The organism is Nonomuraea sp. NPDC050328 (assembly GCF_044459405.1).
Classification (GTDB): domain Bacteria; phylum Actinomycetota; class Actinomycetes; order Streptosporangiales; family Streptosporangiaceae; genus Nonomuraea.
In genome coordinates, this window is the sequence record NZ_JBITIW010000001.1 from 714,426 (window position 1) to 739,434 (window position 25,009).

The window sequence follows — 25,009 nt, forward strand, 5'->3', positions numbered from 1 at the left end:
GCTTCTCTCCCACCGCGCCGCGAATCTTACCTACCGCCGACCTGGGCGGGTTGTTCACTCACCGCGCCGACGTGACCGTCCTTCCTGGGGCTGTGATCACGGGGGCGCCCCTACCCCTCACCCTCCCCTTCTGACCGACCCGCCTCACGCTCGGGCCCCCGGCGAGGGCTTATGGGGAGCTGGACCCCCATAAGAGGAGCCCAAGCTCGAACGCGTGAAGCGCGCCCGGGACGGAGGCCGAGGCATTCCCGACTATACAAGTAGGATATGGTGGGATTGAGTCGAGCCTGTGAGGAGCTGTTCCCCCATGTCTGTTTCGCGATCCCTAGTTGTCCTCGTCGCCATGGGCCTGCTCAGCGCCTGCGGCACGGCCACCCAAGCCCAGCCCGGCACCCCGGGACCAACAGGCAGCCCGGTGTACGGCGGCACCCTGACCTACCTGGAACACCAGCCCCCCACCTGCCTGTACCTCCCGGCCGCCGGTTTCTATCCCAACGGCGGCCTGCTCAACCAGCTCACCGACAAGCTGACCTGGCAGAACCCCGACACCTTGGAGATCGAGCCCTGGATCGCCACGAAGTGGGAGGTGAACGCCGACGCCACGGAGTACACCTTCCACCTGCGCGACGGCGTGACCTTCTCCGACGGCTCCCCCCTGGACGCCGCCGCCGTGGCGGCGAACTTCGACGTCTACGGCAAGGGCAGCGAGACGCTGAAGCTCCCCCCGGCCGAGTTCGTGAACAACTACGACCGCAGCGAGGTCATCGACCCCAGGACGGTCCGGTTCCACTTCTCCAAGCCCTCTCCCGGTTTCCTCCAGGGCACGTCGGTCATCGGCGCGGGCCTGGTCTCGAAGAAGACGATCAGCCTGCCGTACGAGGAGCAGTGCCAGCTCAAGAACGTCATCGGCTCCGGCCCGTTCACGGTGGCCAACCAGATCGTGGACAAGCAGATCGACCTGGCCGCCCGCAAGGACTACGGCTGGGCCCCGCCGAGCAGCAAGCACCAGGGCCGCGCCTACCTGGACAAGATCCAGATCATCGTCACCCCGGAGGACAGCGTCCGGGTGGGCGCGCTGACGTCGGGTCAGGCCGACTTCGTGCGCTACGTCCAGGCGTACGACGAGCAGACGGTCGAGAAGGCCGGTTTCCGGATCTACGCCGAGCCGACCAGGGGCGTCAACAACGGCCTGTACCTGCGTCCGGCCAACAGCATCCTGAAGGACCTCAAGGTCCGCCAGGCGCTCCAGCGGGGCACGGACGCCAAGGAGGTCGTCGCCACCCTGTTCACCAAGAGCTACCCGCAGGCCACCAGCGTGCTGAGCAAGCTGGCGACCGGCTATGTCGACCTGTCGAAGGAGCTGGCCTACGACCTCGACGGCGCGAAGAGGCTGCTGGACGAGGCGGGCTGGACGCCGGGCCCGGACGGGGTCCGGATCAAGGACGGCCGCCGGCTGGAGCTGGGCGTGTTCGTGGCCGGCCCGCAGCCGCTGTCGAAGCAGACCCTCGAACTGATCGCCCAGCAGTGGACCAAGCTCGGCGTGAAGCTGGAGATCCGCCCCGCGGACGCCGGCACGCTGGCCGTGGACATCAAGGACGCGGAGAAGACCGCGGTCAACCACTCGATGGTCGGCCGCGCCGACCCCGACGTGATCAAGAGCCACTTCCACACCAAGAACCGTGACGTCATCCTGTCGAACGACGCCCGGCTGGAGCGCCTGCTGGAGGAGCAGTCGGCCCTGGCCGATCCCGCCAAGCGCGCGGCGAAGGTCGGCGAGATCCAGCGCTACGTGATCGAGCAGGCCTACGCGATCCCGCTGTTCGAGGAGCCCCAGGTGTACGGCGGAGCCCCGAACGTGCACGGCGTCGACTTCGAGGCCGTGGCCAGGCCCACGTTCTACTCGGTCTGGAAGTCGTGAGAGCCCGCTACCTCGCGGGCAGGACGGGACAGGCGGCCCTGGTCCTGTGGGCCGCCTTCACCGTGGCCTACCTGCTGCTCCAGGCCCTGCCCGGCGACTCCATCCTGATCAAGTTCCAGAACCCCGAGCTGGGCCTGTCCCCCGAGCAGATCGCCGAGATCCGGCGGTTCTACGACGCGGGCGGCTACCTGCACACGCTCCTCGGCTTCCTGCGCGGCGACTTCGGCTACTCGGTCGAGACCGGCACCCCGGTGATCGAGCGCCTGGCCGAGGGCCTGCCGGAGACCGCGAAGCTGGCCGGGCCGGCCTTCCTGCTCGCCCTCGTGCTGGCCGTGGTGATCGCGTTCAGCGCGCGCGGGTTCCTGCGGGCGCTGCCGCCGCTGTTCGTCTCGGTGCCGGTGTTCTGGCTGGGCATCGTGCTCATCCAGGTCTTCTCCTTCCAGCTCAAGCTGGTCCCGGTGATCGGCGGCACCCCGGCGCAGCAGCTCCTGCTGCCGGTGGTGACGCTGGCCATCCCGATCGCCGCGCCCATCGCGCAGGTGCTCGGCCGCAGCATCGACCAGACGTTGCGGCAGCCGTTCATCCAGGTCGTCGCGGCGAAGGGCGCCTCGCGGCGGTGGATACTCCACCGGCACGTGGCGCGCAACGCCCTGCTGCCCACGCTGACCATCGCGGGCCTGACCTTCGGCGAGCTGATCGCCGGGTCGGTGGTCACCGAGACGGTCTTCGGCCGCAACGGCATCGGCCGGCTCACCGAGCAGTCGGTCAACGCGCAGGACACCCCGGTCCTGCTGGCCATCGTGGTGCTGGCCACCTGCGTCTTCGTCCTGGTCAACCTGGTCGTCGATCTGCTCTATCCCGTGCTCGATCCGAGGCTGGCATGAAGGTCCTCTCCTGGGCGGTCGTCGCCCTCGTCCTGCTCTGGGCCCTGCTGCCCGGTCTGTTCGCCGGGCAGGACCCGCTCAACGGCGTGCCCGCGGACAAGCTGCAGCCGCCGAGCGTGGCGCACTGGTTCGGCACCGACGCGGTGGGGCGCGACCTGTTCGCCCGCGTGGTGCACGGGTCGGTGCACTCGCTGTCCGGCGCGGCCGTCGCCGTGGGCGTCGGGCTGGTCGCCGGCACGTTGCTCGGCCTGCTGGCCGGGTCGGCCGGCGGGGTGCTGGACGCGGCGGTGATGCGCTTCGCGGACGTCCTGCTCGCCGTACCCGGGCTGCTGCTGGCGCTGGTCGTGATCATCCTGCTCGGCCCGGGCACGGTGAACGTGGCCATCGCGGTCGGGGTCGGCTCGATCGCCGCCTTCGCCCGCGTGACCCGCGCCGAGGTGGTCAAGACCCGCCGGTCCGACTACGTCGAGGCCGCCTTCGGCAGCGGCGGCGGCTTCGCCTCGGTGCTCTGGCGGCACATCCTGCCCAACTCCTTCGGCCCGGTGATCGCGCTGGCCGCGCTGCAGTTCGGGGTGGCCATCCTGGCCATCTCGACGCTCGGCTTCCTCGGGTACGGCGCGGAGCCGCCCACGCCCGAGTGGGGGCTGCTGATCTCCGAGGGCCGCAACTACCTGGCCACCTCGTGGTGGCTGACCACCCTGCCCGGCCTGGTCGTGGTCGCGGTCGTGCTGGCCGCCGGCCGGCTGGCGAAGGAGATCCGATGAGCCTGCTCCAGGTCCGTGACCTCAAGATCCAGTACGGCAGGCGCGAGGTCGTGCACGGCATCTCCTTCGACCTCGACCCCGGCGAGGTGCTGGCGGTCGTCGGCGAGTCCGGCTCGGGCAAGACCACCACCGCCAACGCGCTCATCGGCCTGCACCCCGCCTCCGGCGGCCGGATCCTGCTCGACGGCGCCGACATCGCCGGGTACGGGGAGAAGGCCTGGCGGTCCGTCCGCGGCACCCAGATCGGCCTCATCCCCCAGGACCCGATCACCTCCCTCAACCCGGTCAAGACCATCGGCGCCCAGCTCGGCGAGGTGTTCCACCTGCACAAGCGCAAGGGCGAGGTGCTCGACCTGCTGGAGCGGGTCGGCCTGTCCGACCCGGAGCTGCGCGCGAAGCAGTACCCGCACCAGCTCTCCGGCGGCATGCGCCAGCGGGTCCTGATCGCCGCCGCCATCGCGCTCAAGCCGCGTCTGATCATCGCCGACGAGCCCACCAGCGCCCTTGACGTCACCGTCCAGCGCCGCATCCTGGATCTCATCGACGACCTGCGCCAGGAGTACGGGACGGCGGTCCTGCTGGTCACCCACGACCTGGGGGTGGCAGCCGGCCGCTCCGACCGGCTGGTGGTGATGAAGGACGGCCGCATCGAGGAGCAGGGCCCGACCCCGGCGGTGCTGGCCGAGCCGCGTGCCGCCTACACGGCCCGGCTGCTGGCCGACGCCCCCGCGCTGTCCGGCCGCGACTTCCGCGAGGAGCCCGCGGCGGGCCCAGCCGCGATCGTCGTCACGGACCTGGTGAAGGAGTTCGGCCGGGTCCGGGCGGTGGACGGGGTGTCCTTCGAGGTCCGCCGCGGCACCACCCACGCGCTGGTCGGCGAGTCCGGCTCGGGCAAGACCACGACCGCGCGCATGATCGTGCGCTTCGAGAAGCCCACCGGCGGCACGGTCGAGCTCCCGGGGGCCGGGCCGGACTTCCGGCGGCACGTGCAGCTCGTCCACCAGAACCCCTACAGCTCGCTCGACCCCCGGCAGAGGATCGCCGACATCGTCGAGGAGCCGCTGCGCAACTTCCGGCTCGGCGACCGGGCGGCTCGCCGTACCAGGGTGAAGGAGCTGGTCGAGCGGGTCGCGCTGCCCGCCGACGTGCTCACCAGGCGGCCCCGCGAGCTGTCCGGCGGGCAGCGCCAGCGGGTGGCCATCGCCCGCGCGCTGGCCGTCGGGCCGCAGGTGCTCGTGCTGGACGAGGCGGTCTCCGCTCTCGACGTCAGCGTGCAGGCGCAGATCCTCGACCTGCTCGCCGAGCTGCAGCGCGACCTCGGCCTGACCTACCTGTTCATCACGCACGACCTGGCCGTCGTGCGGCAGATCTCGCACACCGTTTCCGTCATGAACAAGGGACGCATCGTGGAATCCGGAACCACCTCGCGGGTCTTCCAGGACCCGCAGGACGACTACACCCGTGAGCTGCTGGCCGCGGTCCCGGTGAGGGCCGCATGACCAGGCGCCTCGGCTTCTTCACCCGGCTGCTGGACGACGCGCCGGCCGGCGAGCGCTACCGACTGGCCGCCGAGCAGATCGAGCACGCCGAGCGGCTCGGCTTCGACAGCGCCTGGGTCGCCCAGCACCACTTCGACGGCGGCGAGGGCGGCCTGCCCGCGCCGCTGGTCTTCCTGAGCCACGTGGCCGCGCGCACCAGCCGGATCCGGCTGGGCACCGGCATCATCACGCTGCCGCTGGAGCAGCCGGTGCGGGTGGCCGAGGACACCGCGGTGCTGGACCTGCTGTCCGGCGGCCGGCTGGAGGTGGGGGTCGGCGGCGGAGGCACGCCGACGAGCTTCGCCGCCTTCGGCGTCGACAACGCGCGCCGTGCCGAGGTGTACGCCGAGCACCTCGCGGTGCTGGTCGACGCCTGGTCGGGCGGCGACCTGGGCGGCGGCAACCGGCTCTATCCGGCGGCGCCGCGGCTGCTGGAGTCGGTGTGGGAGGCGACCTTCTCGGTCTCGGGCGGCGAGCGCGCCGGGCGGGCGGGCAACGGGCTGATGTTGTCGCGCACCCAGCCGCGCGCGCCCGGCGTGAGCCTGGCCGAGGTGCAGCAGCCGATCGTGGACGCCTACCACGCCAACCTCCCGGCGGGCGTGCCGCCGCGCATCGTGGCCTCCCGCACCGCCTTCGTCGCCGACAGCCGGGAGGAGGCGCTGCGCCACGCCGAGCTGGGCCTGAGCCGGGCGGTGGCCGGCTGGCCGGTGCCGGACGGTGGCGGGGTGGACCAGCTCGTCGCCGCCTGGGACGCGCACGTGGGCACGCCGGAGGAGGTCGTCGCCTCGCTGAGCGCCGACCCGGTCCTGGAGCACGTCACCGACCTGGTCTTCCAGGTGCACTCCATCGACCCGCCCCACCCTCTGATCCTTCGCTCCATCGAGCTGCTGGCGACCGAGGTCGCCCCCGCGCTCGGCTGGACCCCTTCGACCACCTTGAGCAGGACATGAGCATCGACGTCATCGACCACCTCGCCGGCATCGCGCCCGGCTCGGCCCTGGACGAGCTGCGCCGCCGCCGGCCGCGGACCCGCGAGTACGCCCAGCGCAGCTACGAGGCGCTGTTCGGGCAGGCCCGGCCCGACCTGCTGGCGCTGGCCGCCTTCGTCGCCACGCTGCACGAGCAGCCGGCCGTCGCCCGCTTCTACGCCGAGCGGCTCGACCCCGGCCTGGCCGAGTCGATCAGGGCCGAGGCGGAGGCGGCCCGCACCACCGGACCGTACGGCGCCTACCGCGAGCCCGAACTGGCCGCCGAGAACGTGCTCGGCCCGGTCTACCAGGCCGCCGGTCCCTTCGGGGAGCGGATGAACGCCGCCTTCACCCACGCCCACCTGCTCGTCCTGCGCCCGCGCGAGGCCTCGCCCGAGGCGCTGGAGGCGCTGGCCAAGGCGGGCTGGAGCACCGACGAGATCGTCACCGTCGCCCAGCTTGTGGCCTTCCTGGCCTTCCAGATCCGGGTGATCAGCGCGCTGAGAGGACTCCGATGACCGCCTTCACCCAGGACTCGCTCGGCTGGAGCCCGTGGCTCGAACCGCTGGCCGAGGAGGAGCTGACCGAGGCCCACCTCGAAGCGCTCGTCGACCGGGCGCGGGCGGCTTCGCCGTACTTCCGGTTGCTGGCCCGCGATCCGGGCATCCTGCACGCGCGCACGCAGACCGACCTGGACGTCTTCTACAACGCCGACGGCGGCCTGCCGCGGGCCGAGCGCGAGTTGGCCGCGACCGCGGTCTCGCGGGTCAACGGCTGCGTGTTCTGCGCCTCGGTGCACTCCCGCTTCGCCACCCACCACTCCAAGCGGCACGACGACGTCCAGCGCCTGCTCGACGAGGGCGTCGAGGGCCCGCAGGAGCCACGGTGGCGGGCGATCATCGACGCGGCGGCGGCCCTCACCGCCACCCCGCCCAGCTTCGACCCGGCGCCGCTGCGCGAGGCCGGGCTCGACGACCTGGCCATCGCCGACCTCGTCCACGCGGCGGCCTTCTTCAACTGGGCCAACCGGCTCATGCTTTCCCTGGGAGAACCCTCATGACCGTGCTCGACCACCTCGTCTACGCCGTTCCCGACCTGGAGGCCGGGGTCGCCGCCTTCACGCGCCTCACCGGCGTCGCCCCGGTCAAGGGCGGCGCGCATCCCGGCGGCACCGCCAACTACCTGGTCGGCCTCGGTTCCGGCGCCTACCTGGAGATCATCGGCCCGGACCCCGAGCAGGACGAGCGCCCGCGCGCCTTCGGCCTGGAGACGCTGGCCGAGCCCCGGCTGGCCGGCTGGGCGGTGCGCACCACCGAGATCGACGACCTGGTCGCCCGCGCCCGCGCGGCCGGCTACGACCCCGGCGAGGTCAGCCCGCTGTCCCGCCGCAAGCCGGACGGCACCCTGCTGGAGTGGCGGCTGACCCGGATCGACAACCCCGAGGCGGTACGGCTGGCGCCGTTCGTGATCGACTGGGGCGCGACCACGCACCCGTCCGAGGGCCTGCCCCAGCTCGAACTGGTCGCGCTGAGCGGCACCCACCCCGAACCGGCGAAGATCGAGGCCGCGCTCCACGCCCTCGGCGCGAAGCTCGACGTGGCCGCCGGCGAGCCCGCGCTCGAGGCGGCGCTGCACACCCCGAACGGCCTGGTGACGTTGCGATGAGCAGCCTGCGCGAGTACCTCGCCCACAAGCGCGAAGCCCTGCTGGCCCGCCGCGCGGCTCCCGGCCCGGGCACGCCCGTCCGGCTCCACGCGCAGGTCACCGCCGAAGGCCGGAGCGGCGTGCGGCGGATCCGGATCCGCGACTTCCAGATCCTCAGCGACAGCGCCACCGACTTCGCCGGCTACGACCTCGGCCCCGGCTCCCCCGAGCTGCAGGCCGGGGTGCTCGGGAGCTGCGTGACGCACATCTTCCTGATCAAGGCGGCCGAGCTGGAGATCCCGCTCGACTCGCTCGCCGTCGAGGTCGAGGCGGAGTACGACCCGCGGGCGCAGGGCGGCGACGACCCGTCGATCCCGAAGAACCCCTACGACTTCCGCTACGAGGTACGGCTCGCCTCCCCTGCCTCCGACGAGGACCTGGCCCGGTTGCAGGCCGAGGTCGAGCGGGTCTGCCCGATCCTCAACCTGATCCGCAATCCGGTGACGGTCAAGGGCTCGCTCGTCCGGGCCGCCTGACCCGGCGCGGGGGCCGCTAGCCCAGCTCGGCGGCCTCCGCGCGCAACTTCTCGCCCTTGGCGTAGGCCTGCTCGCGCAGCTCGTCCTGGAAGCGCACCATCTTCTCGCGCAGCTCCGGGTCGGCCGCCGCCAGGATCCGTACGGCCAGCAACCCCGCGTTTCGGGCGCCCCCGATGGCGACGGTCGCCACCGGCACCCCCGCCGGCATCTGCACGATCGACATCAGCGAGTCCATGCCGTCGAGGTACTTCAGCGGCACCGGCACCCCGATGACCGGCAGCGGGGTCACGCTGGCCAGCATGCCTGGCAGGTGCGCCGCGCCGCCCGCCCCGGCGATGATGACCCGCACGCCGCGGCCGGCGGCCTGCCTGCCGTACTCGATCATCTCGGTGGGCATGCGGTGCGCGGAGACGACGTCGGCCTCGAACGGCACGCCGAACTCGGCGAGCGCCTCGGCGGCCAGCCGCATCACCGGCCAGTCGGAGTCGCTGCCCATGACGATGCCGACGCTCATGTGTACTCCCCGGTGGTGAGGTAGACGGCCGCGTGCCGGGCCTTGGCGCGCACGGTGTCGAGGTCGTCGCCGAGCGCGGTGACGTGCCCGATCTTGCGGCCCGGCCGGACTTCCTTGCCGTAGAAGTGCACCTTGACCGCGGGGTCGTGGGCCATGACGTGCTCGTAGCGGGCGAAGATGTCCGGATCGTCGCCGCCGAGCAGGTTGGCCATCACCACCCAGCGCGCGGTCGGCCGGGGCGAGCCCAGCGGCAGGTCGAGCACGGCCCGCAGGTGCTGCTCGAACTGCGAGGTGCGGGCGCCCTCGATGGTCCAGTGGCCGGAGTTGTGCGGGCGCATGGCCAGCTCGTTGACCAGCAGGCCCTGCTCGGTCTCGAACATCTCGACGGCCAGCAGCCCGGTCACGCCGAGCTCGTTGGCGATCTTGAGCGCGATGCGCTGGGCCTGGGCGGCGTCCTCGGGGTCGAGGCCAGGCGCGGGCGCGATCACCTCGACGCAGATGCCGTCCTCCTGGACGGTCTCCACGACCGGGTAGCTCACCCCCTGGCCGTGCGGGGACCTGGCGACCAGCACCGCGAGCTCGCGCTGGAAGGGCACGAACGCCTCGGCCATCAGCTCGACGCCGTGGCCGAGCACCTCCTCGGCGGCCTTGCGCGTGCGCACGACCCACACCCCGCGGCCGTCGTAACCGCCCCGCACCGCCTTGAGCACGACCGGCCAGCCGTGCTCGTCGGCGAACCGGGTCACGTCCTCGATGCCGGAGATCCGGGTCCACGCCGGACAGGGCGCCCCGATGGCGGTGAGCCGCTCCCGCATGACCGCCTTGTCCTGCGCGTGGACCAGGGCCTCGGCGCCGGGATGGATCTCGACGCCCTCGGCGGCCAGCGCGGCGATGTGCTCGGTCGGCACGTGCTCGTGGTCGAAGGTGACCGCGTCGCAGCCCTTGGCGAACTCCTGCAGCGTGGCGAGGTCTCGGTAGTCTCCGAGTCGCGTGTCGACGATCACGCGGGCCGCGCTCTCGTCGTGGGAGTTGGCGAGAACGCGCAGTTCGACGCCCAGGGCGATGGCGGGGGGCTGCGTCATCCGGGCCAGTTGGCCTGCGCCGACGATGCCGACAACGGGGTTGCTCACGTGCAGTGAGCATACTTGACCCGCTCACCCGGCATTTTCCCGCGCCCACCCTGGGGCTTTCCGCCCCTGGAGCGGACAAGTCGGGTTATTTCCGTTCTTGGGGAGATATTGCGGGGAGCACTCTTTACACCGGCCTCGACCCCGACCCTGCGGCACGGCCGGTACGCTGAGGTGGTCGTGCCCTCTTGACCAGGAAGGACCGTGCGAGGACCGTGCAGTTCCTGAAACGCGCCTACCACCGGTTCACCGACCTGGTCCACGAGTTCGCCAAGTTCGGCACCATCGGGGCCATCGCCTTCGTGCTCGACCTGGGCCTGTTCAACCTGCTCAACGTGGTCATGGGCATCGGCGTGCTGTCGTCGAAGGTGGGCGCCGCCGTCGTCGCGACCACCTTCGCCTACCTCGGCAACCGGTACTGGACCTTCCGGCACCGCGAGCAGTCCGGCCTGGGCCGCGAGTACTTCCTGTTCTTCCTGCTCAACGGCATCGGGCTGCTGATCAGCCTGCTGGTGCTCGGCTTCACCGAGTACACGCTGAAGCTGAGCGACCCGATCAGCACGAACGTGGCCAACCTCATCGGGGTGGGGCTCGGCACCCTGTTCCGCTACTGGAGTTACAAGCGGTGGGTCTTCCTGGAGGCCACCGAGCCCATCCCGACGGAGCTGCCGGCGATCAAGCAGGACCGCTGACCACCCGGTTACGAGCGTTGTCGACGGCCGGGCGGAGGAACAACGCGAACGCGGCCGGGCGCCGCCGTACCAGCTCCAGCCGGCCGCCGTCGGCGGCGGCCAGCGCGCGGGCCAGGGTCAGCCCCAGACCGGTGCCGCCCCGCCCGCTGACATTGCGTTCGAAGACCTTCGGAGCCAGCTCGTCGGCGATGCCGGGCCCCTGGTCGGCCACCTCGATCACCACGTAGGTGTCGCTCTTGCTGGTGGTGACCACGGTCGCGCCCCCGCCGTGGCGGAGGGAGTTCTCCAGCAGCGTGGCGATGACCTGGCCGAATCCGCCCTCGGTGGCCAGGGCGCGCAGCCCGCGGTCGCCCTCCAGCAGAAGCTGACGGCCGGCGCGGCGGAAAGCGGGTTCCCACTCGGTGACCTGCTGGATGAGGATCTCGTCCACCGACATGGGCTCGGCCTGCGCGTGCCGCTGGCGGCGGGCGGCGGCCAGCAGTTCGTCGATGACCGCGGTGAGCCGTTCGGCCTGCACGATCGCGGCCTCGCCCTCCTCGCGTACGGTCGCCGGCTCGTTGGAGGCGGCGACGATCTCCTCCAGCCGCATGGTGAGGCCGGTGAGCGGGGTGCGGAGCTGGTGCGAGGCGTCCGTGGCGAACTCGCGTTCCCTGGTCAGCAGGTCGGAGATGCGGGAGGCGCTGCGGTCGAGCACCTCGGCGACCCGGTCGAGCTCGGGGATGCCGTAGCGGTGTTTGCTGGGCCGGGCGTCGCCCGAACCCAGCCGCTCGGCGATCTTGGCCAGGTCGCGCAGGGGCAGGGTCAGCCGGCGGGACTGGACGATGGCCAGCCCCACCGCGACGGCCAGGGCCGCGGCCGCCAGGGCCACGATGAGGAGCAGGCGCGCGTGCACGTCCTGCTCGACCTCGCCGCGGTCGCGGGTGACGCGGACGTAGACCCCGTCGTCGGATCTGGCGTCCTCCCACATGGCGTGGTCGGCCGCCACCTCACTACCGACGATGATGGCCTTCGGCGGATTGCCGGTGGTGTAGATCTGGATGTAGCGGTCAGGGTAGTTCTGCTCGATCTGCTGTGGATCGATGGGGGTTTCCTGGATCTGCGCGTATCCCACCTCCTGAACAAGGCGATTGGCCTCGCCCTGGAGTTCAGCGGCCGCCTCGTCGACGATCAGGCGGCTTACCACCACGCCCAGGGGGACCCCCAGCAGGAGCACCGCGATGACCGCGACGACCAGAGTGGAGGAGAGCAGGCGACGCCGCATCGCCTACTCGCGCTCGAACCTGAAGCCGACTCCCCGGACGGTGGTGATGTAACGGGGCTTGGCGGCGTCGTCGCCCAGCTTGCGGCGAAGCCACGAGATGTGCATGTCGAGGGTCTTGGTGGATCCCCACCAGTTGGTGTCCCACACCTCCCGCATGATCTGCTCGCGGGTGACCACCTTGCCCGCGTCGCGCACGAGGACGCGCAGCAGGTCGAACTCCTTGGTGGTCAGGTGGAGCTCCTTGTCGCCCATCCAGGCGCGGCGCGAGTCGGCGTCGATGCGCACGCCCTGGACCACGGGGGTCTCGGAGGTGCCGCGCCGCAGCAGCGCCCGGACGCGGGCGAGGAGTTCGGCCAGACGGAATGGTTTGGTCACGTAGTCGTCGGCGCCGGCATCGAGGCCGACGACGGTGTCGACCTCGTCGACGCGGGCGGTGAGGATCAGCACCGGGGTGCCGTGCCCTTCGGCGCGGATCCGGCGAGCGACCTCAAGTCCATCCATCTCGGGCAGGCCGAGGTCGAGGACGATGAGGTCTATCCCGCCCGAAAGGGCCCGCTCCAGGGCCTGTGGGCCGTCGGGGGTGACCTCGACCTGGTAACCCTCGCGGCGCAGGGCGCGTGCGAGCGGCTCCGAGATCGAGGCGTCATCCTCGGCGAGAAGTACGCTGGTCATGAAGCGATCGTAGGACCTTAAGCGATCGTTTCCCGGCCACAGCGCGCGGTTTGACTTGTCGTTGACCTATCCATTGACCTGGGCAAACGCAGATAAATGTCGGTTAGTCGGGGTTAAATAACCGCGAACTCCGTCAGGATCGGGGATTCTTTCCGTATCGCAAAAGCGACACGCCCACCGGATAGTCATTCGGCGGGCGTGTCGCAGGAATTCAGGGCGTCTAGTCGGCCGACGGGGGCTCGGCGTAGCGCGCCAGGTAGAGCTGCTCGCCGAGGCTCTGGATGAGGGAGAGCTCGGTCTCGAGGTAGTCGATGTGGTGCTCCTCGTCGGCGAGGATGTCCTCGAAGATGCGGGCGGAGGTGCTGTCGCCCTTCTCGCGCATGAGCTGGATCGCCGGGCGCAGCCGCTGCACCACGCTCATCTCGACCTCGAGGTCGGCGCGGAGCTGCTCCTCGACCGTCTGCCCGATGTGCAGCGTGCCGAGTCGCTGGTAGTTGGGCAGACCCTCCAGGAAGAGGATGCGGTCGGTCAGCGTCTCGGCGTGCCGCATCTCGTCGATGGACTCGGCGCGGGTGTGTGCCGCGAGCTTGGTGTAGCCCCAGTTCTCCTGCATCTTGGCGTGGAGGAAGTACTGGTTGATCGCGGTGAGCTCCGCGGTGAGCTGCTCGTTGAGCAGCTCGATGATCTGCTTGTCGCCCTGCATTGAACGGGCCCCTCGTACTATGCGGTCGGAATCAGGTCGTCGGACCGCTTCAGGATCGCACAGATCTTGCGCACGCAAGAGGCACAGTCGGCACCGGCGCCGGTGGTGTCGCGGATCTGCTTGGCAGAGCGCGCACCGGCCGTGATGCAGTCGTGGACCTCGTTCTCGGTCACAGCACGACAGATGCAGACGTACGCCACGGGGGAGAGCCTCTCGAAGTGATAGGTAAGGCACACCTAAGATAGCTCACTTTGGTAAGGCTTGCCTATGTGTCGTGCGACACAGGCATGAACCTCTCAGGACAGGACATTCCACCCTGCGGTTTGGTTACTCTCCGTCGATTGATGGGTACGGCGCGCTAGAAGACCACCACCGAGCGGAGCACCTCGCCGCGATGCATCTTGGCGAAGGCCTCCTCCACCTGATCCAGGGCGATCGTCTCGGAGACGAACCGGTCCAGCGGCAGCCGCCGCTGCAGGAACAGGTCGATCAGCATCGGGAAGTCCCGCGAGGGCAGGCAGTCGCCGTACCACGAGGACTTGAGCGACCCGCCGCGTCCGAACACGTCCAGCAGCGGCAGCTCCAGCGTCATCTCCGGCGTCGGCACGCCGACGAGTACGACCGTCCCGGCCAGGTCACGGGCGTAGAAGGCCTGCTTGTAGGTCTCGACCCGGCCGACCGCCTCGATCACCACGTCCGCGCCGAACCCTCCGGTCAGCTCGCGGATCGCCTCGACCGCGTCGCGCTCGGCGGAGTTCACCACGTCGGTCGCGCCGAAGTCGCGCGCCCAGGCCAGCTTGCGGTCGTCCACGTCGACGGCGATGATCCGCGACGCGCCGGCCAGCGAGGCGCCGAGAACCGCCGCGTCGCCCACGCCGCCGCAGCCGATCACCGCGACCGTGTCGCCGCGCGTCACCGCCCCGGTGTTGAGCGCGGCGCCCAGCCCGGCCATGACGCCGCAGCCGAGCAGGCCGGCCACCTCGGCCGGCGCCTGGGGCGCGACCTTGGTGCACTGCCCCGCCGCCACCAGCGTCTTCTCGGCGAAGGCGCCGATGCCCAGCGCTGGCGAGAGCACGGTGCCGTCGGCGAGGGTCATCTTCTGGGCCGCGTTGTGCGTGGCGAAGCAGTACCACGGCCGGCCGCGCACGCACGCCCGGCACTGGCCGCAGACCGCGCGCCAGTTGAGGATCACGTAGTCGCCCGGCTCCAGGCCGGACACGCCGGGTCCGACCGCCTCGACGACGCCCGCCGCCTCGTGGCCGAGCAGGAAGGGGAAGTCGTCGTTGATGCCGCCTTCCCGGTAGTGCAGGTCCGTGTGGCACACGCCGCAGGCCTTGACCTGGACGACCGCCTCACCCGGACCGGGGTCGGGGACGAGCACGGTCTCCAGGGAGACGGCCTCGCCCTTGCCACGTGCGATGACACCTTGGACTTCGTACGGCATGCCCCACATCGTGAGCAGGCGGCCTGATCACCGTCAAGAGCGCAGCAGGTAGGGCTGCACCGGGCCGAGCCCCGCGACCGTGCGCCTGCGCAGCCGGCGGGTCCGCTCGGGCGCGACGTGCCGGGCCAGGGCCTGGTCGATCAGGACGGTCCCGGGCCGGGCCAGCCCGGTCAGCCGGGAGGCGAGGTTGACCGTGGTGCCGAACACGTCGCCCATCATGGGCACCACCGGCCCGTAGGCCAGGCCGATGCGGAGCTCCGGCCCCACCAGGTCGAGGGCGACCGCGGCGGCGACCTGAGCGGTCGGCGCGGTGAACAGCACCTCGTCGCCGAGCGTCTTGACCAGCCGGGCGCCGTGCCCGGCGATGACGTCGGCGGCGCGCGACTCGAAGCCCTCGACCAGCTCGGCCAGCTCGCGCTCGTCCAGTTCGCGGGCGCGGCTGGTGAAGGAGACCAGATCGGCGAAGCCCACGGCGAGGGTGGCGCGGGTCGGGGCGGCCTCGTCGGTCAGGTCGGCGAGGGCCAGCAACCGGCTGCCCGCGGCGCCGAGCTGGGCCCGCCAGACGTGCACGAGCAACTGCTCCAGATCGGGCAGGAGCCGGCCGGCGGCCTCCATGACCCGGGTGAGCTCCTCGTCGGAGGGCGGGCCGTCGCCGGGCAACATCGCGCCGATCACGATCTCGGCCTGCCACTGGGCCAGGCGGGCGGTGGTCTGGCCGAGCGCCCTGGCCATCCGGATCGCGCTCTCCGCGTCCAGCAGCCCGCCGTCGAGCAGCGTGCGGACGACGCCCAGCGCGTCCACGTCGGCGTCGGTGAAGGCGACCGTGTCGTCGGGCAGCGTCGCGAAACCCAGCGCCCGCCACAACCGCGCCGCCAGCTCGCCGGACACCCCGGCCGCCGCGGCCACCTCGGCGCGGGTGTGCCGGGCCCGCTGGCCGGCGAACAGCCGCTCGATCTGCTCGGCGGTCGGCCTAGACATGCTCGTCGACGTCACCGTCCGAGGCGTCCTCGACCAGGCGGAACAGCTCGGCGCGCACTTCCTGGATCTGCGGGATGTCCTTGAGGATCATCTGCCCCTTCTCCGAGGCCGACTCGACGGTCAGGGTGCCGCAGCCCAGCATGCGCTCGACGATGGTCTGGTCGGAGCTGACCGTGTTGACCTTGGTCATCGGGATCTCGTCCGTCGACTTGTTGAGCACCCCGGTGCTGATGCTGAAGCGGTGCGTGGTCAGCACGTACCCGGTGTTCTTCCACTGCAGGTACGGGACGAACGACCAGATGGTGATGAGGATCAGCGCGAGCGCGCCGATGGCGAGCCGGGCGTAGGTGGCGTACTCCCAGTCGCCCGGGACGAAGTAGAGGCCGGCACCGCTGGCCAGGGCCAGCACGACGAGGGCGGTGAACGGCCCGAGCAGCCGCTTCCAGTGCGGGTGGAACGAGCGCAGCCGCCGCTCGCCCTGCGTGAGATGGTGGTCGGGGAGTGTCATGGCCAAAGGCTAGTGCGCGGCACGCACGTGGACCACGTCTCCCGCGCTCAGGGTGTGTTGCTCGTCCACGACCAGGTGCCCGTTGCGGTCGACGCCGGTCGCGGTGCCCTTCAGCAGCCGCTCGCCGGGCAGCTCGACCCGGATCTCCTGGCCGATGGTGGCGCTGATCGCCTGGTAGGCGGCGCGCAGCCCGCAGCGGTCGGCGTCGCCGTCCGCCTCGCACCAGTCGCGGTAGTGCGTCTCGATCTCGCGCAGGATGTCGCGCAGCAGCGGGTCGCGGTCGAGCCCGCCGGTGCGCTCGTGGTCGGCGGCGGTGCGCCCGGCCGTCTCGATGGCCAGCGAGGTGGCGCCCGGCACCGGGATCTCGTCCGCGCGCAGCGACACGTTGAGGCCCATGCCGACGACCACCGCGCCGTCGCTGCGCTCGGCCAGGATGCCGGCCAGCTTGCGCTCGCCGACCAGCAGGTCGTTGGGCCACTTCAGGCGCACGTCCAGCTCGGCCAGCCGGCGGACGGCCGAGGCCGCGGCGACGCCGAACAGCAGCGGGAGCCAGCCCTGGCGCTGCACCGGCACCCGGGGCCGCAGCAGCACCGAGAAGGTCAGCCCCGAGCGCGGCGGCGCGTTCCACGGGCGGCCGAGCCGTCCCCGGCCGGCGTACTGCGTCTCGGCCACCAGCACGGCGCCCTCCGGCGCGCCGGCTCGGGCGGTCTGGGCCAGGTCGGCGTTGGTCGAGCCGGTGCGGTCCACGACGGACAGGGCGGTCCACAGGCTGCCGGGGCGCACCAGCGCGCGGCTCAGCGCCTGCTGGGACAGCGGCGGCCGATCGAGGTCGGTGTATCGAGAGTCGGACACGTCGTCCCATCGCGGTGGTGAAGGTTGGTCTGGGACCACTGTACGGAAGGGCGGCTGTGCCCGTCCGAGCAGACGAGAGAAGATGGCCGGATGAGCAAGCGTCTCGACCCCCGCAACTGGGCCTCCTGGCGGCCGTTCGGTCTCGGCCTGCGCAAGCCGAACAACTACCTGGAGCTCTGGAAGGCCTTCAAGGCGGTCAAGGGCGAGCGCCGGTTCGCCTGGCGCATCCTCAACCAGGGCACCTGCGACGGCTGCGCGCTCGGCACGCAGGGCATGCGGGACTGGACGATGGACGAGATCCACCTGTGCAACATCCGGCTCCGGCTGCTGCCGCTCAACACCATGCCCGCGCTGGATCACCGGCTGCTGGGCGAGGTGTCCGCGCTGGCCGGGAAGAAGTCCGCCGAGCTGCGGGAGCTGGGACGCCTGCCGTACCCGATGCTGCGCAGGAAGGGCGAGGCGGGGTTCACCCGGATCGGGTGGGACCAGGCGTTGCGGCTGGCGGCCGAGGCGGTGCGCGCGGCCGGCGGCTCGCGGTTCGGGGCGTATCTGACCAGCCGCGGGATGCCGAACGAGAACTACTTCGCCGCGCAGAAGGCGGTGCGGGCGATGGGCACCAACAGCATCGACAACGCCGCGCGCATCTGCCACTCCCCCTCGACCGTCGCGCTCAAGCAGACGATCGGCGCGGCGGCCACGACCTGCTCCTACACCGACTGGATCGGCTCCGATGTGATCGTCTTCATCGGCTCGAACCCGTCGAACAACCAGCCGGTCGCGATGAAGTACCTCTACCACGCCAAGAAGGCCGGCACCCGGATCGTGATGGTCAACAGCTACCGCGAGCCCGGCATGGAGAAGTACTGGGTGCCCTCCAACGCCGAGTCCGCGCTGTTCGGCACGAAGATCACCGACGAGTTCTTCGGCGTCAACGTCGGCGGCGATCTGGGCTTCCTCAACGGCGTGCTCAAGCACCTCATCGAGAACGACTGGCTCGATCAGGCCTTCCTCGACGCCCGGACCTCCGGTTTCGAGGAGGTACGGCGGAGCGTCGAGGCCATGGAGTGGGCCGAGCTGGAGGCGCTGTCCGGCTCGACGCGCGAGCAGATGTACCGCCTGGCCAAGCTGCTCGGCGAGGCGAGGACCGGCGTGCTGGTCTGGTCGATGGGCATCACGCAGCACACCTTCGGCGAGGACAACGTGCGCGCGATCGTCAACTTGGCGATGGCGCGCGGTTTCGTGGGCCGCGACAGGTGCGGGCTGATGCCCATCCGCGGGCACAGCGGCGTGCAGGGCGGCGCGGAGATGGGCGCCTACGCCACCGGCCTGCCCGGCGGCCTGCCGATCACCCCGGAGAACGCGGCCCGCTTCAGCGAGCTGTGGGGTTTCGAGGTGCCGGACGAGCCCGGGCGGACCGCGACCGAGATGATCGACGCCGCGCACGCCGGCGAGCTGGACGTGCTGATCTCCAGCGGCGGCAACTTCCTGGAGGTGCTGCCCGACCCCGCCTACTGCCGGGAGGCGCTGTCGCGGCTGAAGCTGCGGGTGCACATCGACATCGTGCTCTCCTCACAGATGCTCGTCCCGGCCGACGGCGACGTGCTGCTGCTGCCCGCGCAGACGCGGTACGAGATGGCCGGGGGCGTCACCGAGACCTCGACCGAGCGGCGCATCATCTTCTCCCCCGAGGTCCAGGGCCGGCGCATCGGCGAGGCGTGGCCGGAGTGGAAGATCTTCGGCGAGCTCGCGGCGCTGGTGAACCCGGCGGCCGACGTCCGCTACACCGGCACCCCGGCGATCCGCTCCGACATCGAGAAGGCGGTCCCCTTCTACGCGGGCATCGCGGGGCTGGCCCGCTTCGGTGACAACGTGCAGTACGGCGGGCGCCACCTGTTCGCCGACGGGCGGTTCCAGACGCCCGACGGGCTGGCCCGCCTGTCCCCGGTCCGGCTGCCCCGGCTGGAGCGCCCCGACGGCGGCTTCGCGGTGGCGACGCGGCGGGGAAAGCAGTTCAACAGCATGGTCCACGAGCGGCGCGACGGCTTCAACGGCGCCACCCGGGAGGCGGTGCTGATCAGCGCGCACGACGCCGACCGGCTCGGGCTGCCCGACGGGGCGCCGGTCGAGCTCACCTCGCCGTCCGGGGTCTTCGCCGGCAAGGTGCTGCGGGCGCCGATCATGCCGGGGAACCTCCAGGTGCACTGGCCCGAGGGGAACGTCCTGCTGGACGAGGCCCGGCGCTCGCCGGACGCCAAGATCCCGGACTACAACGCCGTCGTCACCCTCCGCAGGCTGCCGTGAGCGCGGGCCGCGGGATTCCGGAGCGGGCCGGGGAGGTGGTCCGGCCGGGGCCCAGCACGCCGGTGCGGGTGCGGACCCTGACCGGCAAGGAGGTGCGGGACCGGCGGGACGACCTGGCCACCGAGGAGCCGCTGGAGATCCGCCTCGCCTCGGGCGCCGACCGCCGGACCGTCGCGATCACCATGCGCACGCCGGGCCACGACTTCGAGCTGGCCGCCGGCTTCCTGCACGGCGAGGGCCTGGTCCCGAGGGACGGGATCGACACCATCGGCTACTGCACCGACGAGGACGTGGCCCCCGAGGCGCGCTACAACACGGTGACCGTCCGGGTGAGCGGCCCGCTGCCCGACCTGCCCACGCTCGACCGGCACTTCCTGACCTCCAGCGCCTGCGGGGTTTGCGGCTCGGCCAGCCTCGACGCCCTGCGCGACCGCTGCTCGGCGCTGCCCGCGGACGGGGTCACGGTCACCGCGGAGACGCTCTACTCGCTGCCCGGCCGGTTGCGCCAGGCCCAGGGCGTCTTCGGCAAGACCGGCGGCCTGCACGCGGCCGGGCTGTTCACCCCGGACGGCGACCTGGTCGCGGTGCGCGAGGACGTGGGACGGCACAACGCGGTGGACAAGCTGGTGGGCTGGGCGGCGCTCGGCGGGCGGCTGCCGCTGGCCGGGCACCTGCTCATGGTCAGCGGGCGGACCAGCTACGAGATCATGCAGAAGGCGCTGGCCGCGGGCGTGCCCGTGGTCTGCGCGGTGTCCGCGCCCTCCTCGCTGGCGGTGGAACTGGCCAGGGAGTTCGGGCTCACGCTCGTCGGGTTCCTGCGTGAGGAGCGCTGCAACCTCTACGCGGGCGCCGAGCGGGTGAAGGCGTAGGGGTCGGAGAGCACTCTCCTGATCACTTGGCCGGCCGCGCCCAGGACCGCCGCGTCGGCGCCCAGACGCGAGCGGATCAGCGGGGGCGGCGTGGCCCGCAGGCCGCCCAGCCGTCCGGCCATGGCCTCGGCGGCCGGGGGCGCGAGCCACGGGAACAGCGGGGCGAAGATGCCGCCGAGCACGATCCGGCCCGGGTCGAGCAGGTGCACCGCCGAGCCCAGGACCAGGCCGAGGGCCTCGCCCGCCCGGGTGATCACGCCGAGCCGCACGCCGGACTCCAGGCGGCCCACCAGCTCGGCCACCGCGTCCTCTCCCGCGGCGGGCCCGACGAGGGCGTCCTGGCCGGCGTAGACCTCCAGGCAGCCGCGGGCGCCGCAACGGCAGGGCGACCCGGCGGGGTCCACGGCCACGTGGCCGAGCTCGCCGGCGAAGCCGTGACAGCCGCGGAAGAGCTCGCCGCCGACCACGATGCCGGCGCCGATGCCGATCTCCCCCGACACGTACAGGAAGTCGCGCTCGCGGGAGCCGAACCACAACTCCCCCAACGCGGCGAGGTTGGCCTCGTTGTCCACCTCCACCGGGCGGCCGAGGTCCACGCGGACGTCGTGCCAGCCCAGGTGCGGGGCGTGCTGCAGGACGCCCTCGCGCACCGGTCCTGGTACGGCCAGGCCGGTGCCGGCGATCGTCAGCCCGGAGGCGGCGGCCTCCTCGGCGGCCAGCTCGGCCAGGGCGGCGAGGGTCTTGGCGGGGGTGGTGCCGCGGTTCGTGGCGGGGACCTTGCGGCTTCGCCGTACCGTGCCGGTGAGGTCGAGGACGCAGACGGCGAGGTAGTCGACGTTGACCTCCAGCCCGAGCGCGCCCACCCGGGCGCCGCTGAGCCGGACCGGCACGCCGGGACGCCCGCGCTCGCCGTCGCGGGCGGGGCCGGCCTCCTCGACGATGCCCGCCTCCAGGAGGTCGCCGACCAGCTTGGAGACGGTGGTCTTGGTCAGCCCGGTGAGCTCGCTGAGCGCGGCGCGGCTGAGCGGGCCGCCGCGCTGGACCTCACCCAGCACGAGGGCGAGGTTGCGGGCGCGCATGCCGTCGTGTCGCACAGGTCTTGACGTTGCCATAGCCCTCATAGTTATTTAGTTCATTATGTGGACTAATCTTAGGCCGACCCCGGAAGACCGCTTCACCTTCGGCCTGTGGACCGTCGGCTGGCAGGCCCGCGACCCGTTCGGCGACGCCACCCGGGCGCCGCTCGACCCGGTGGAGAGCGTGCACCGGCTGGCCGAGCTGGGCGCCTACGGCGTGACCTTCCACGACGACGACCTGCTCGCCGTCGAGCCCGACCGCGAGCGCGCGATCGAGTCCTTCCGCAAGGCGCTGGCCGCGACCGGGCTCAAGGTGCCCATGGCGACCACCAACCTGTTCACCCACCCGGTCTTCAAGGACGGCGCGTTCACCAGCAACGACCGCGAGGTCCGGCGGTACGCGCTGCGCAAGGTGATGCGCAACCTCGACCTGGCCGCCTCGCTGGGCGCGACCACCTACGTCTGCTGGGGCGGGCGCGAGGGCTCGGAGTCGGACGCGGCCAAGGACGTGCGCGCCGCGCTCGACCGCTACAAGGAGGCGCTCGACCTGCTCTGCGCCTACGTCCTCGAGCAGGGCTACGAGATGCGCTTCGCGCTGGAGCCCAAGCCGAACGAGCCGCGCGGCGACATCCTGCTGCCGACGATCGGGCACGCGCTGGCCTTCATCGGCGGCCTGGAGCACCCCGAGATGGTCGGCCTCAACCCCGAGGTCGGCCACGAGCAGATGGCCGGGCTCAACTTCGTGCACGGCATCGCCCAGGCGCTGTGGCACGGCAAGCTGTTCCACATCGACCTCAACGGCCAGACCGGCCCGCGCTACGACCAGGACTTCATCTTCGGCCACGGCGACCTGAAGAGCGCCTTCTTCCTGGTCGACCTGCTGGAGCACGGCGGCTACACCGGCCCGCGGCACTTCGACTACAAGCCGGCGCGCACCGAGGACGCCCAGGACGTCTGGGACTCGGCCGCGGCCAACATGCGCACCTACCTGATCCTGCGCGAGAAGGCCCGCGCCTACCGCGCCGACCCCGAGGTGCAGGAGGCCCTGCGCGCCTCGCGCGTGGACGAGCTCGCCCAGCCCACCCTCGCGCCCGGCGAGAGCCTGGCCGACCTGGCCGGCGACGCCTTCGACCTGGACGCCGTGGCCGCGCGCGGCTTCCACTTCACCCGCCTCAACCAGCTCGCCCTGGAGCACCTGCTCGGAGTGCGGGGATGACCCTGGTCGCCGGGATCGACTCCTCCACCCAGAGCTGCAAGGTCGTCGTCCGGGACGCCGCCACCGGGCGGCTGGTACGGCAGGGCCGCGCCGCCCACCCGGAGGGCACCGAGGTGCATCCCCGGCACTGGTGGGCCGCCCTCCAGCAGGCGGTACGGCAGGCGGGCGGGCTCGGCGACGTGGCGATGGTCAGCGTGGCCGGGCAGCAGCACGGCATGGTCTGCCTCGACGCCGGCGGCGAGGTCGTCCGCGACGCGCTGCTCTGGAACGACACCCGCTCGGCCGGCGCCGCCGCGGACCTGGTGACCGAACTCGGCGGCCCCGATGCGTGGGCGGAGGCGGTGGGCAGCGTGCCGGTGGCCGCCTTCACCGTGGCCAAACTGCGCTGGCTGGCCACGCACGAGCCGGACCACGCGGCACGGACCGCCGCGGTCTGCCTGCCGCACGACTGGCTGACCTGGCAGTTGGCCGGATCCCTGGACGGAGGCGCCCGCCTGCCGATGGAGCGGCTGGTCACCGACCGGGGGGACGCCTCCGGCACCGGCTACTGGTCGCCGATCACCGGGGAGTACCGGCTCGACCTGCTGGAGCTGGCGCTGGGCCGGACCGCCCTGGTGCCCGAGGTGCGGCGGCTCGACGGGCCCATCGCGAGGCTGGCGGCCGGGACCGGCGACAACATGGCCGCCGCACTGGGCGTGGGCGCGGGGCCGGGCGACGTGGTGGTGTCGATCGGCACCTCCGGCACCGCGTTCGCCGTGGCGGACCGGCCGGCCCGGGATCCCAGCGGCGCGGTGGCCGGGTTCGCCGACGCGACCGGGCGCTGGTTGCCGCTGGTGTGCACGCTCAACGCGGCCCGGGTGCTGGAGGCGGCGGCGCGGATGCTCGGCGTGAGCCTGGACGCGCTCGACGACCTGGCGTTGCGGGCCGAGCCCGGGGCCGGGGGGCTGGTGCTGGTGCCGTACCTGGAGGGTGAGCGCACGCCCAACCTGCCCGAGGCCACCGGGACCCTGCACGGGCTGACCCTGCGCACGGCCACCCCGGAGCACCTGGCCAGGGCGGCGGTCGAGGGGCTGCTGTGCCACCTGGCCGACGCCGTGGACGCGCTCGGCGTCACGGAGCCGCGCCGGGTGCTGCTGGTCGGCGGCGGGGCGCGTTCGCGGGCGGTGCGGGAGCTGGCCCCCGCCGTCTTCGGGCGGCCGGTCGTGGTGCCGGAGCCGGGCGAGTACGTGGCCGACGGAGCGGCCCGCCAGGCGGCCTGGGCACTCGCGGGAGGCAGTGAGCCACCGGCCTGGGCGGCGGCGAAGGAGGAGGTGTTCGAGGCGCCCGCGCAGCCGGGGATCCGGGCTGGATACCGCGAAACTCTTCCGGGGTGACCAGGGCGAGATCACCGCGAAACTTTTCCGGGGTGATCAGGGATCGCGGAACGAAGTCTTCCGCGATCCTTCCTACCGTTGACCCATGGAAACCTTCCGGATCGACATCCCGCAGAGCGACCTCGACGACCTCCAGCGCCGCCTTCGCGAGGCGCGCCTGCCGAACCAGGTTCCCGGCGCCGGATGGAGCCGGGGCATGCCCCTGGACCACCTCCAGGAGCTGGTGGAGCACTGGACCACCGGCTACGACTGGCGGGTCTGGGAGAAGCGGATCAACGAGCACCCGCAGTTCGTCACCGAGATCGACGGCCAGAAGATCCACTTCCTGCACGTGCGCTCCGCCAAGGCGGACGCGCTCCCGCTGATCCTCTCGCACGGCTGGCCGGGTTCGGTCGTGGAGTTCCTCGACGTGATCGAGCCGCTCTCGCGCGACTTCCACCTGGTCATCCCCTCGCACCCGAATTTCGGCTTCAGCGGCCCGGCCGCGGCCGGCTGGGACTCCCGCCGGATCGCCACGGCCTACGCCGAGCTCATGACGCGGCTCGGCTACGAGCGCTTCGGCGCGCAGGGCGGCGACTTCGGCGCCTTCATCGCCCCCGACCTCGGGCGCGTCGCGCCGGACCGGGTGGTCGGGGTGCACGTCAACGCGGCGAGCGTCGGGTTCATCCCGATGGACGAGGTCGATCCCGAGCAGTTCACCGAGGCGGAGCGGGTGCGGCTGCAGCGGCTCAACGACTACACCTCGGGCGGGAACGGCTACTTCCAGATCCAGGCCACCAAGCCGCACACGCTCGGCTTCGCGCTGGCCGACTCGCCCGTGGGGCAGCTCGCCTGGGTCGCGGAGAAGTTCCACGACTGGGCGCACCCGGCCGGGTCCATCGACCGGGACGTGGTGCTGACCCACGCGGCGCTGTACTGGTTCACCAACACCGGCAGCTCGTCGTCGCAGCTCTACTACGAGAGCATGCACTCCGGCTCCTGGCCGACACCCTCGCCGGTGCCGACCGCGGTGGCCAACTTCGCCGAGGACGTGGCGATCCGGCGGTATGCCGAGGAGGTCAACAACATCGTCCGATGGAGCGAGTTCGACCGGGGCGGGCACTTCGCCGCTCTGGAGGCGCCGGATCTCTTCGTCGAGGACGTGCGCGCCTTCTTCACCGCCTGACCCCTC

The 25,009-nt window shown here is 71.9% G+C and carries 26 protein-coding genes; 15 read left to right on the plus strand and 11 right to left on the minus strand.

Annotation, left to right across the window (positions count from 1 at the left end; all coding sequences use genetic code 11):
* Positions 1-307: 307 nt before the first annotated feature.
* The 9 genes from ACIBG7_RS03205 to ACIBG7_RS03245 are packed head-to-tail and all read left to right on the plus strand — an operon-like array spanning position 308 to position 8,252.
* Complete coding sequence (locus ACIBG7_RS03205) at positions 308-1,918, plus strand: TIGR04028 family ABC transporter substrate-binding protein (protein ID WP_397335013.1); 1,611 nt, start codon at positions 308-310, stop codon at positions 1,916-1,918.
* Positions 1,915-2,802: an ABC transporter permease gene (locus ACIBG7_RS03210; RefSeq protein WP_357916590.1), complete on the plus strand. Its 888-nt coding sequence runs from the start codon at positions 1,915-1,917 to the stop codon at positions 2,800-2,802. The genes ACIBG7_RS03205 and ACIBG7_RS03210 overlap by 4 nt, the downstream gene beginning before the upstream one ends.
* A complete protein-coding gene (locus tag ACIBG7_RS03215; protein ID WP_357916587.1) occupies positions 2,799-3,566 on the plus strand; it encodes an ABC transporter permease in 768 nt (255 codons plus the stop codon). The genes ACIBG7_RS03210 and ACIBG7_RS03215 overlap by 4 nt, the downstream gene beginning before the upstream one ends.
* Positions 3,563-5,065 (plus strand): dipeptide ABC transporter ATP-binding protein, encoded by a 1,503-nt coding sequence (locus ACIBG7_RS03220; RefSeq protein WP_397335014.1) that lies wholly within the window; start codon positions 3,563-3,565, stop codon positions 5,063-5,065. The genes ACIBG7_RS03215 and ACIBG7_RS03220 overlap by 4 nt, the downstream gene beginning before the upstream one ends.
* Positions 5,062-6,054: a putative FMN-dependent luciferase-like monooxygenase gene (locus tag ACIBG7_RS03225; protein WP_357916582.1), complete on the plus strand. Its 993-nt coding sequence runs from the start codon at positions 5,062-5,064 to the stop codon at positions 6,052-6,054. Before ACIBG7_RS03220 ends, ACIBG7_RS03225 begins: the two co-directional genes overlap by 4 nt.
* Positions 6,051-6,590: a CMD domain protein gene (locus ACIBG7_RS03230; protein WP_357916579.1), complete on the plus strand. Its 540-nt coding sequence runs from the start codon at positions 6,051-6,053 to the stop codon at positions 6,588-6,590. Before ACIBG7_RS03225 ends, ACIBG7_RS03230 begins: the two co-directional genes overlap by 4 nt.
* Positions 6,587-7,132, plus strand: a complete 546-nt coding sequence (locus ACIBG7_RS03235; protein ID WP_397335016.1) for an alkylhydroperoxidase domain protein — start codon at positions 6,587-6,589, stop codon at positions 7,130-7,132. The genes ACIBG7_RS03230 and ACIBG7_RS03235 overlap by 4 nt, the downstream gene beginning before the upstream one ends.
* Positions 7,129-7,737 carry a VOC family protein gene (locus ACIBG7_RS03240; protein ID WP_357916573.1) on the plus strand — a complete coding sequence of 203 codons (609 nt, stop codon included), beginning with the start codon at positions 7,129-7,131 and terminating at the stop codon, positions 7,735-7,737. Before ACIBG7_RS03235 ends, ACIBG7_RS03240 begins: the two co-directional genes overlap by 4 nt.
* Positions 7,734-8,252, plus strand: a complete 519-nt coding sequence (locus ACIBG7_RS03245; RefSeq protein WP_357916570.1) for an OsmC family protein — start codon at positions 7,734-7,736, stop codon at positions 8,250-8,252. Before ACIBG7_RS03240 ends, ACIBG7_RS03245 begins: the two co-directional genes overlap by 4 nt.
* A gap of 16 nt (positions 8,253-8,268) precedes the next feature.
* Here the strand turns inward: ACIBG7_RS03245 and purE are convergent, their stop codons facing one another.
* Positions 8,269-8,766, minus strand: a complete 498-nt coding sequence (purE, locus tag ACIBG7_RS03250; protein ID WP_397335017.1) for a 5-(carboxyamino)imidazole ribonucleotide mutase — start codon at positions 8,764-8,766, stop codon at positions 8,269-8,271.
* Positions 8,763-9,896, minus strand: coding sequence for a 5-(carboxyamino)imidazole ribonucleotide synthase (locus ACIBG7_RS03255; RefSeq protein WP_357916564.1), 1,134 nt, complete (start codon positions 9,894-9,896; stop codon positions 8,763-8,765). Before ACIBG7_RS03255 ends, purE begins: the two co-directional genes overlap by 4 nt.
* 212 nt (positions 9,897-10,108) lie before the next feature.
* Here ACIBG7_RS03255 and ACIBG7_RS03260 point away from each other — a divergent pair, with 212 nt between their 5' ends.
* Positions 10,109-10,585: a GtrA family protein gene (locus tag ACIBG7_RS03260; RefSeq protein ID WP_397335018.1), complete on the plus strand. Its 477-nt coding sequence runs from the start codon at positions 10,109-10,111 to the stop codon at positions 10,583-10,585.
* On the opposite strand, the gene ACIBG7_RS03265 is transcribed toward ACIBG7_RS03260, so the two are convergent.
* The 8 genes from ACIBG7_RS03265 to ACIBG7_RS03300 form a co-directional block, all read right to left on the minus strand.
* Entirely contained in the window at positions 10,569-11,846 is a 1,278-nt protein-coding gene (locus ACIBG7_RS03265) for an ATP-binding protein (protein WP_357916558.1), read from the minus strand. The two genes, ACIBG7_RS03260 and ACIBG7_RS03265, sit on opposite strands and share 17 nt — an antisense overlap.
* A gap of 3 nt (positions 11,847-11,849) precedes the next feature.
* Positions 11,850-12,518, minus strand: coding sequence for a response regulator transcription factor (locus ACIBG7_RS03270; RefSeq protein WP_084963617.1), 669 nt, complete (start codon positions 12,516-12,518; stop codon positions 11,850-11,852).
* Positions 12,519-12,738: 220 nt separating this feature from the next.
* Positions 12,739-13,221, minus strand: a complete 483-nt coding sequence (gene bfr, locus ACIBG7_RS03275) for a bacterioferritin (RefSeq protein ID WP_357916555.1) — start codon at positions 13,219-13,221, stop codon at positions 12,739-12,741.
* A gap of 17 nt (positions 13,222-13,238) precedes the next feature.
* Positions 13,239-13,457: a bacterioferritin-associated ferredoxin gene (locus ACIBG7_RS03280; protein ID WP_397335019.1), complete on the minus strand. Its 219-nt coding sequence runs from the start codon at positions 13,455-13,457 to the stop codon at positions 13,239-13,241.
* Between the two features lie 122 nt (positions 13,458-13,579).
* Positions 13,580-14,665 carry an S-(hydroxymethyl)mycothiol dehydrogenase gene (locus tag ACIBG7_RS03285; RefSeq protein ID WP_357916549.1) on the minus strand — a complete coding sequence of 362 codons (1,086 nt, stop codon included), beginning with the start codon at positions 14,663-14,665 and terminating at the stop codon, positions 13,580-13,582.
* A 33-nt stretch (positions 14,666-14,698) separates the two neighbouring features.
* Positions 14,699-15,643 carry an adenylate cyclase regulatory domain-containing protein gene (locus tag ACIBG7_RS03290; RefSeq protein ID WP_397335020.1) on the minus strand — a complete coding sequence of 315 codons (945 nt, stop codon included), beginning with the start codon at positions 15,641-15,643 and terminating at the stop codon, positions 14,699-14,701.
* Positions 15,636-16,151 carry a PH domain-containing protein gene (locus ACIBG7_RS03295; protein WP_357916543.1) on the minus strand — a complete coding sequence of 172 codons (516 nt, stop codon included), beginning with the start codon at positions 16,149-16,151 and terminating at the stop codon, positions 15,636-15,638. Before ACIBG7_RS03295 ends, ACIBG7_RS03290 begins: the two co-directional genes overlap by 8 nt.
* 9 nt (positions 16,152-16,160) lie before the next feature.
* Entirely contained in the window at positions 16,161-17,003 is an 843-nt protein-coding gene (locus tag ACIBG7_RS03300; protein WP_397335021.1) for a biotin--[acetyl-CoA-carboxylase] ligase, read from the minus strand.
* A 90-nt stretch (positions 17,004-17,093) separates the two neighbouring features.
* Between ACIBG7_RS03300 and ACIBG7_RS03305 the strand changes: the two genes are divergently transcribed.
* Together ACIBG7_RS03305 and fdhD are read left to right on the plus strand one after the other, a co-directional pair.
* Positions 17,094-19,304, plus strand: coding sequence for an FdhF/YdeP family oxidoreductase (locus tag ACIBG7_RS03305; protein ID WP_397335022.1), 2,211 nt, complete (start codon positions 17,094-17,096; stop codon positions 19,302-19,304).
* Positions 19,301-20,173: a formate dehydrogenase accessory sulfurtransferase FdhD gene (fdhD, locus tag ACIBG7_RS03310; protein ID WP_357916534.1), complete on the plus strand. Its 873-nt coding sequence runs from the start codon at positions 19,301-19,303 to the stop codon at positions 20,171-20,173. The genes ACIBG7_RS03305 and fdhD overlap by 4 nt, the downstream gene beginning before the upstream one ends.
* On the opposite strand, the gene ACIBG7_RS03315 is transcribed toward fdhD, so the two are convergent.
* Positions 20,143-21,267, minus strand: coding sequence for an ROK family protein (locus ACIBG7_RS03315; RefSeq protein ID WP_397335023.1), 1,125 nt, complete (start codon positions 21,265-21,267; stop codon positions 20,143-20,145). The genes fdhD and ACIBG7_RS03315 overlap by 31 nt on opposite strands.
* 43 nt (positions 21,268-21,310) lie before the next feature.
* Between ACIBG7_RS03315 and xylA the strand changes: the two genes are divergently transcribed.
* From xylA to ACIBG7_RS03330, 3 genes are all read left to right on the plus strand, one after another.
* Positions 21,311-22,465 carry a xylose isomerase gene (gene xylA, locus ACIBG7_RS03320; protein ID WP_397335024.1) on the plus strand — a complete coding sequence of 385 codons (1,155 nt, stop codon included), beginning with the start codon at positions 21,311-21,313 and terminating at the stop codon, positions 22,463-22,465.
* Positions 22,462-23,838: a xylulokinase gene (xylB, locus tag ACIBG7_RS03325; RefSeq protein WP_397335025.1), complete on the plus strand. Its 1,377-nt coding sequence runs from the start codon at positions 22,462-22,464 to the stop codon at positions 23,836-23,838. Before xylA ends, xylB begins: the two co-directional genes overlap by 4 nt.
* 85 nt (positions 23,839-23,923) lie before the next feature.
* Complete coding sequence (locus ACIBG7_RS03330; protein ID WP_357916524.1) at positions 23,924-25,003, plus strand: epoxide hydrolase family protein; 1,080 nt, start codon at positions 23,924-23,926, stop codon at positions 25,001-25,003.
* Positions 25,004-25,009 lie beyond the last annotated feature (6 nt).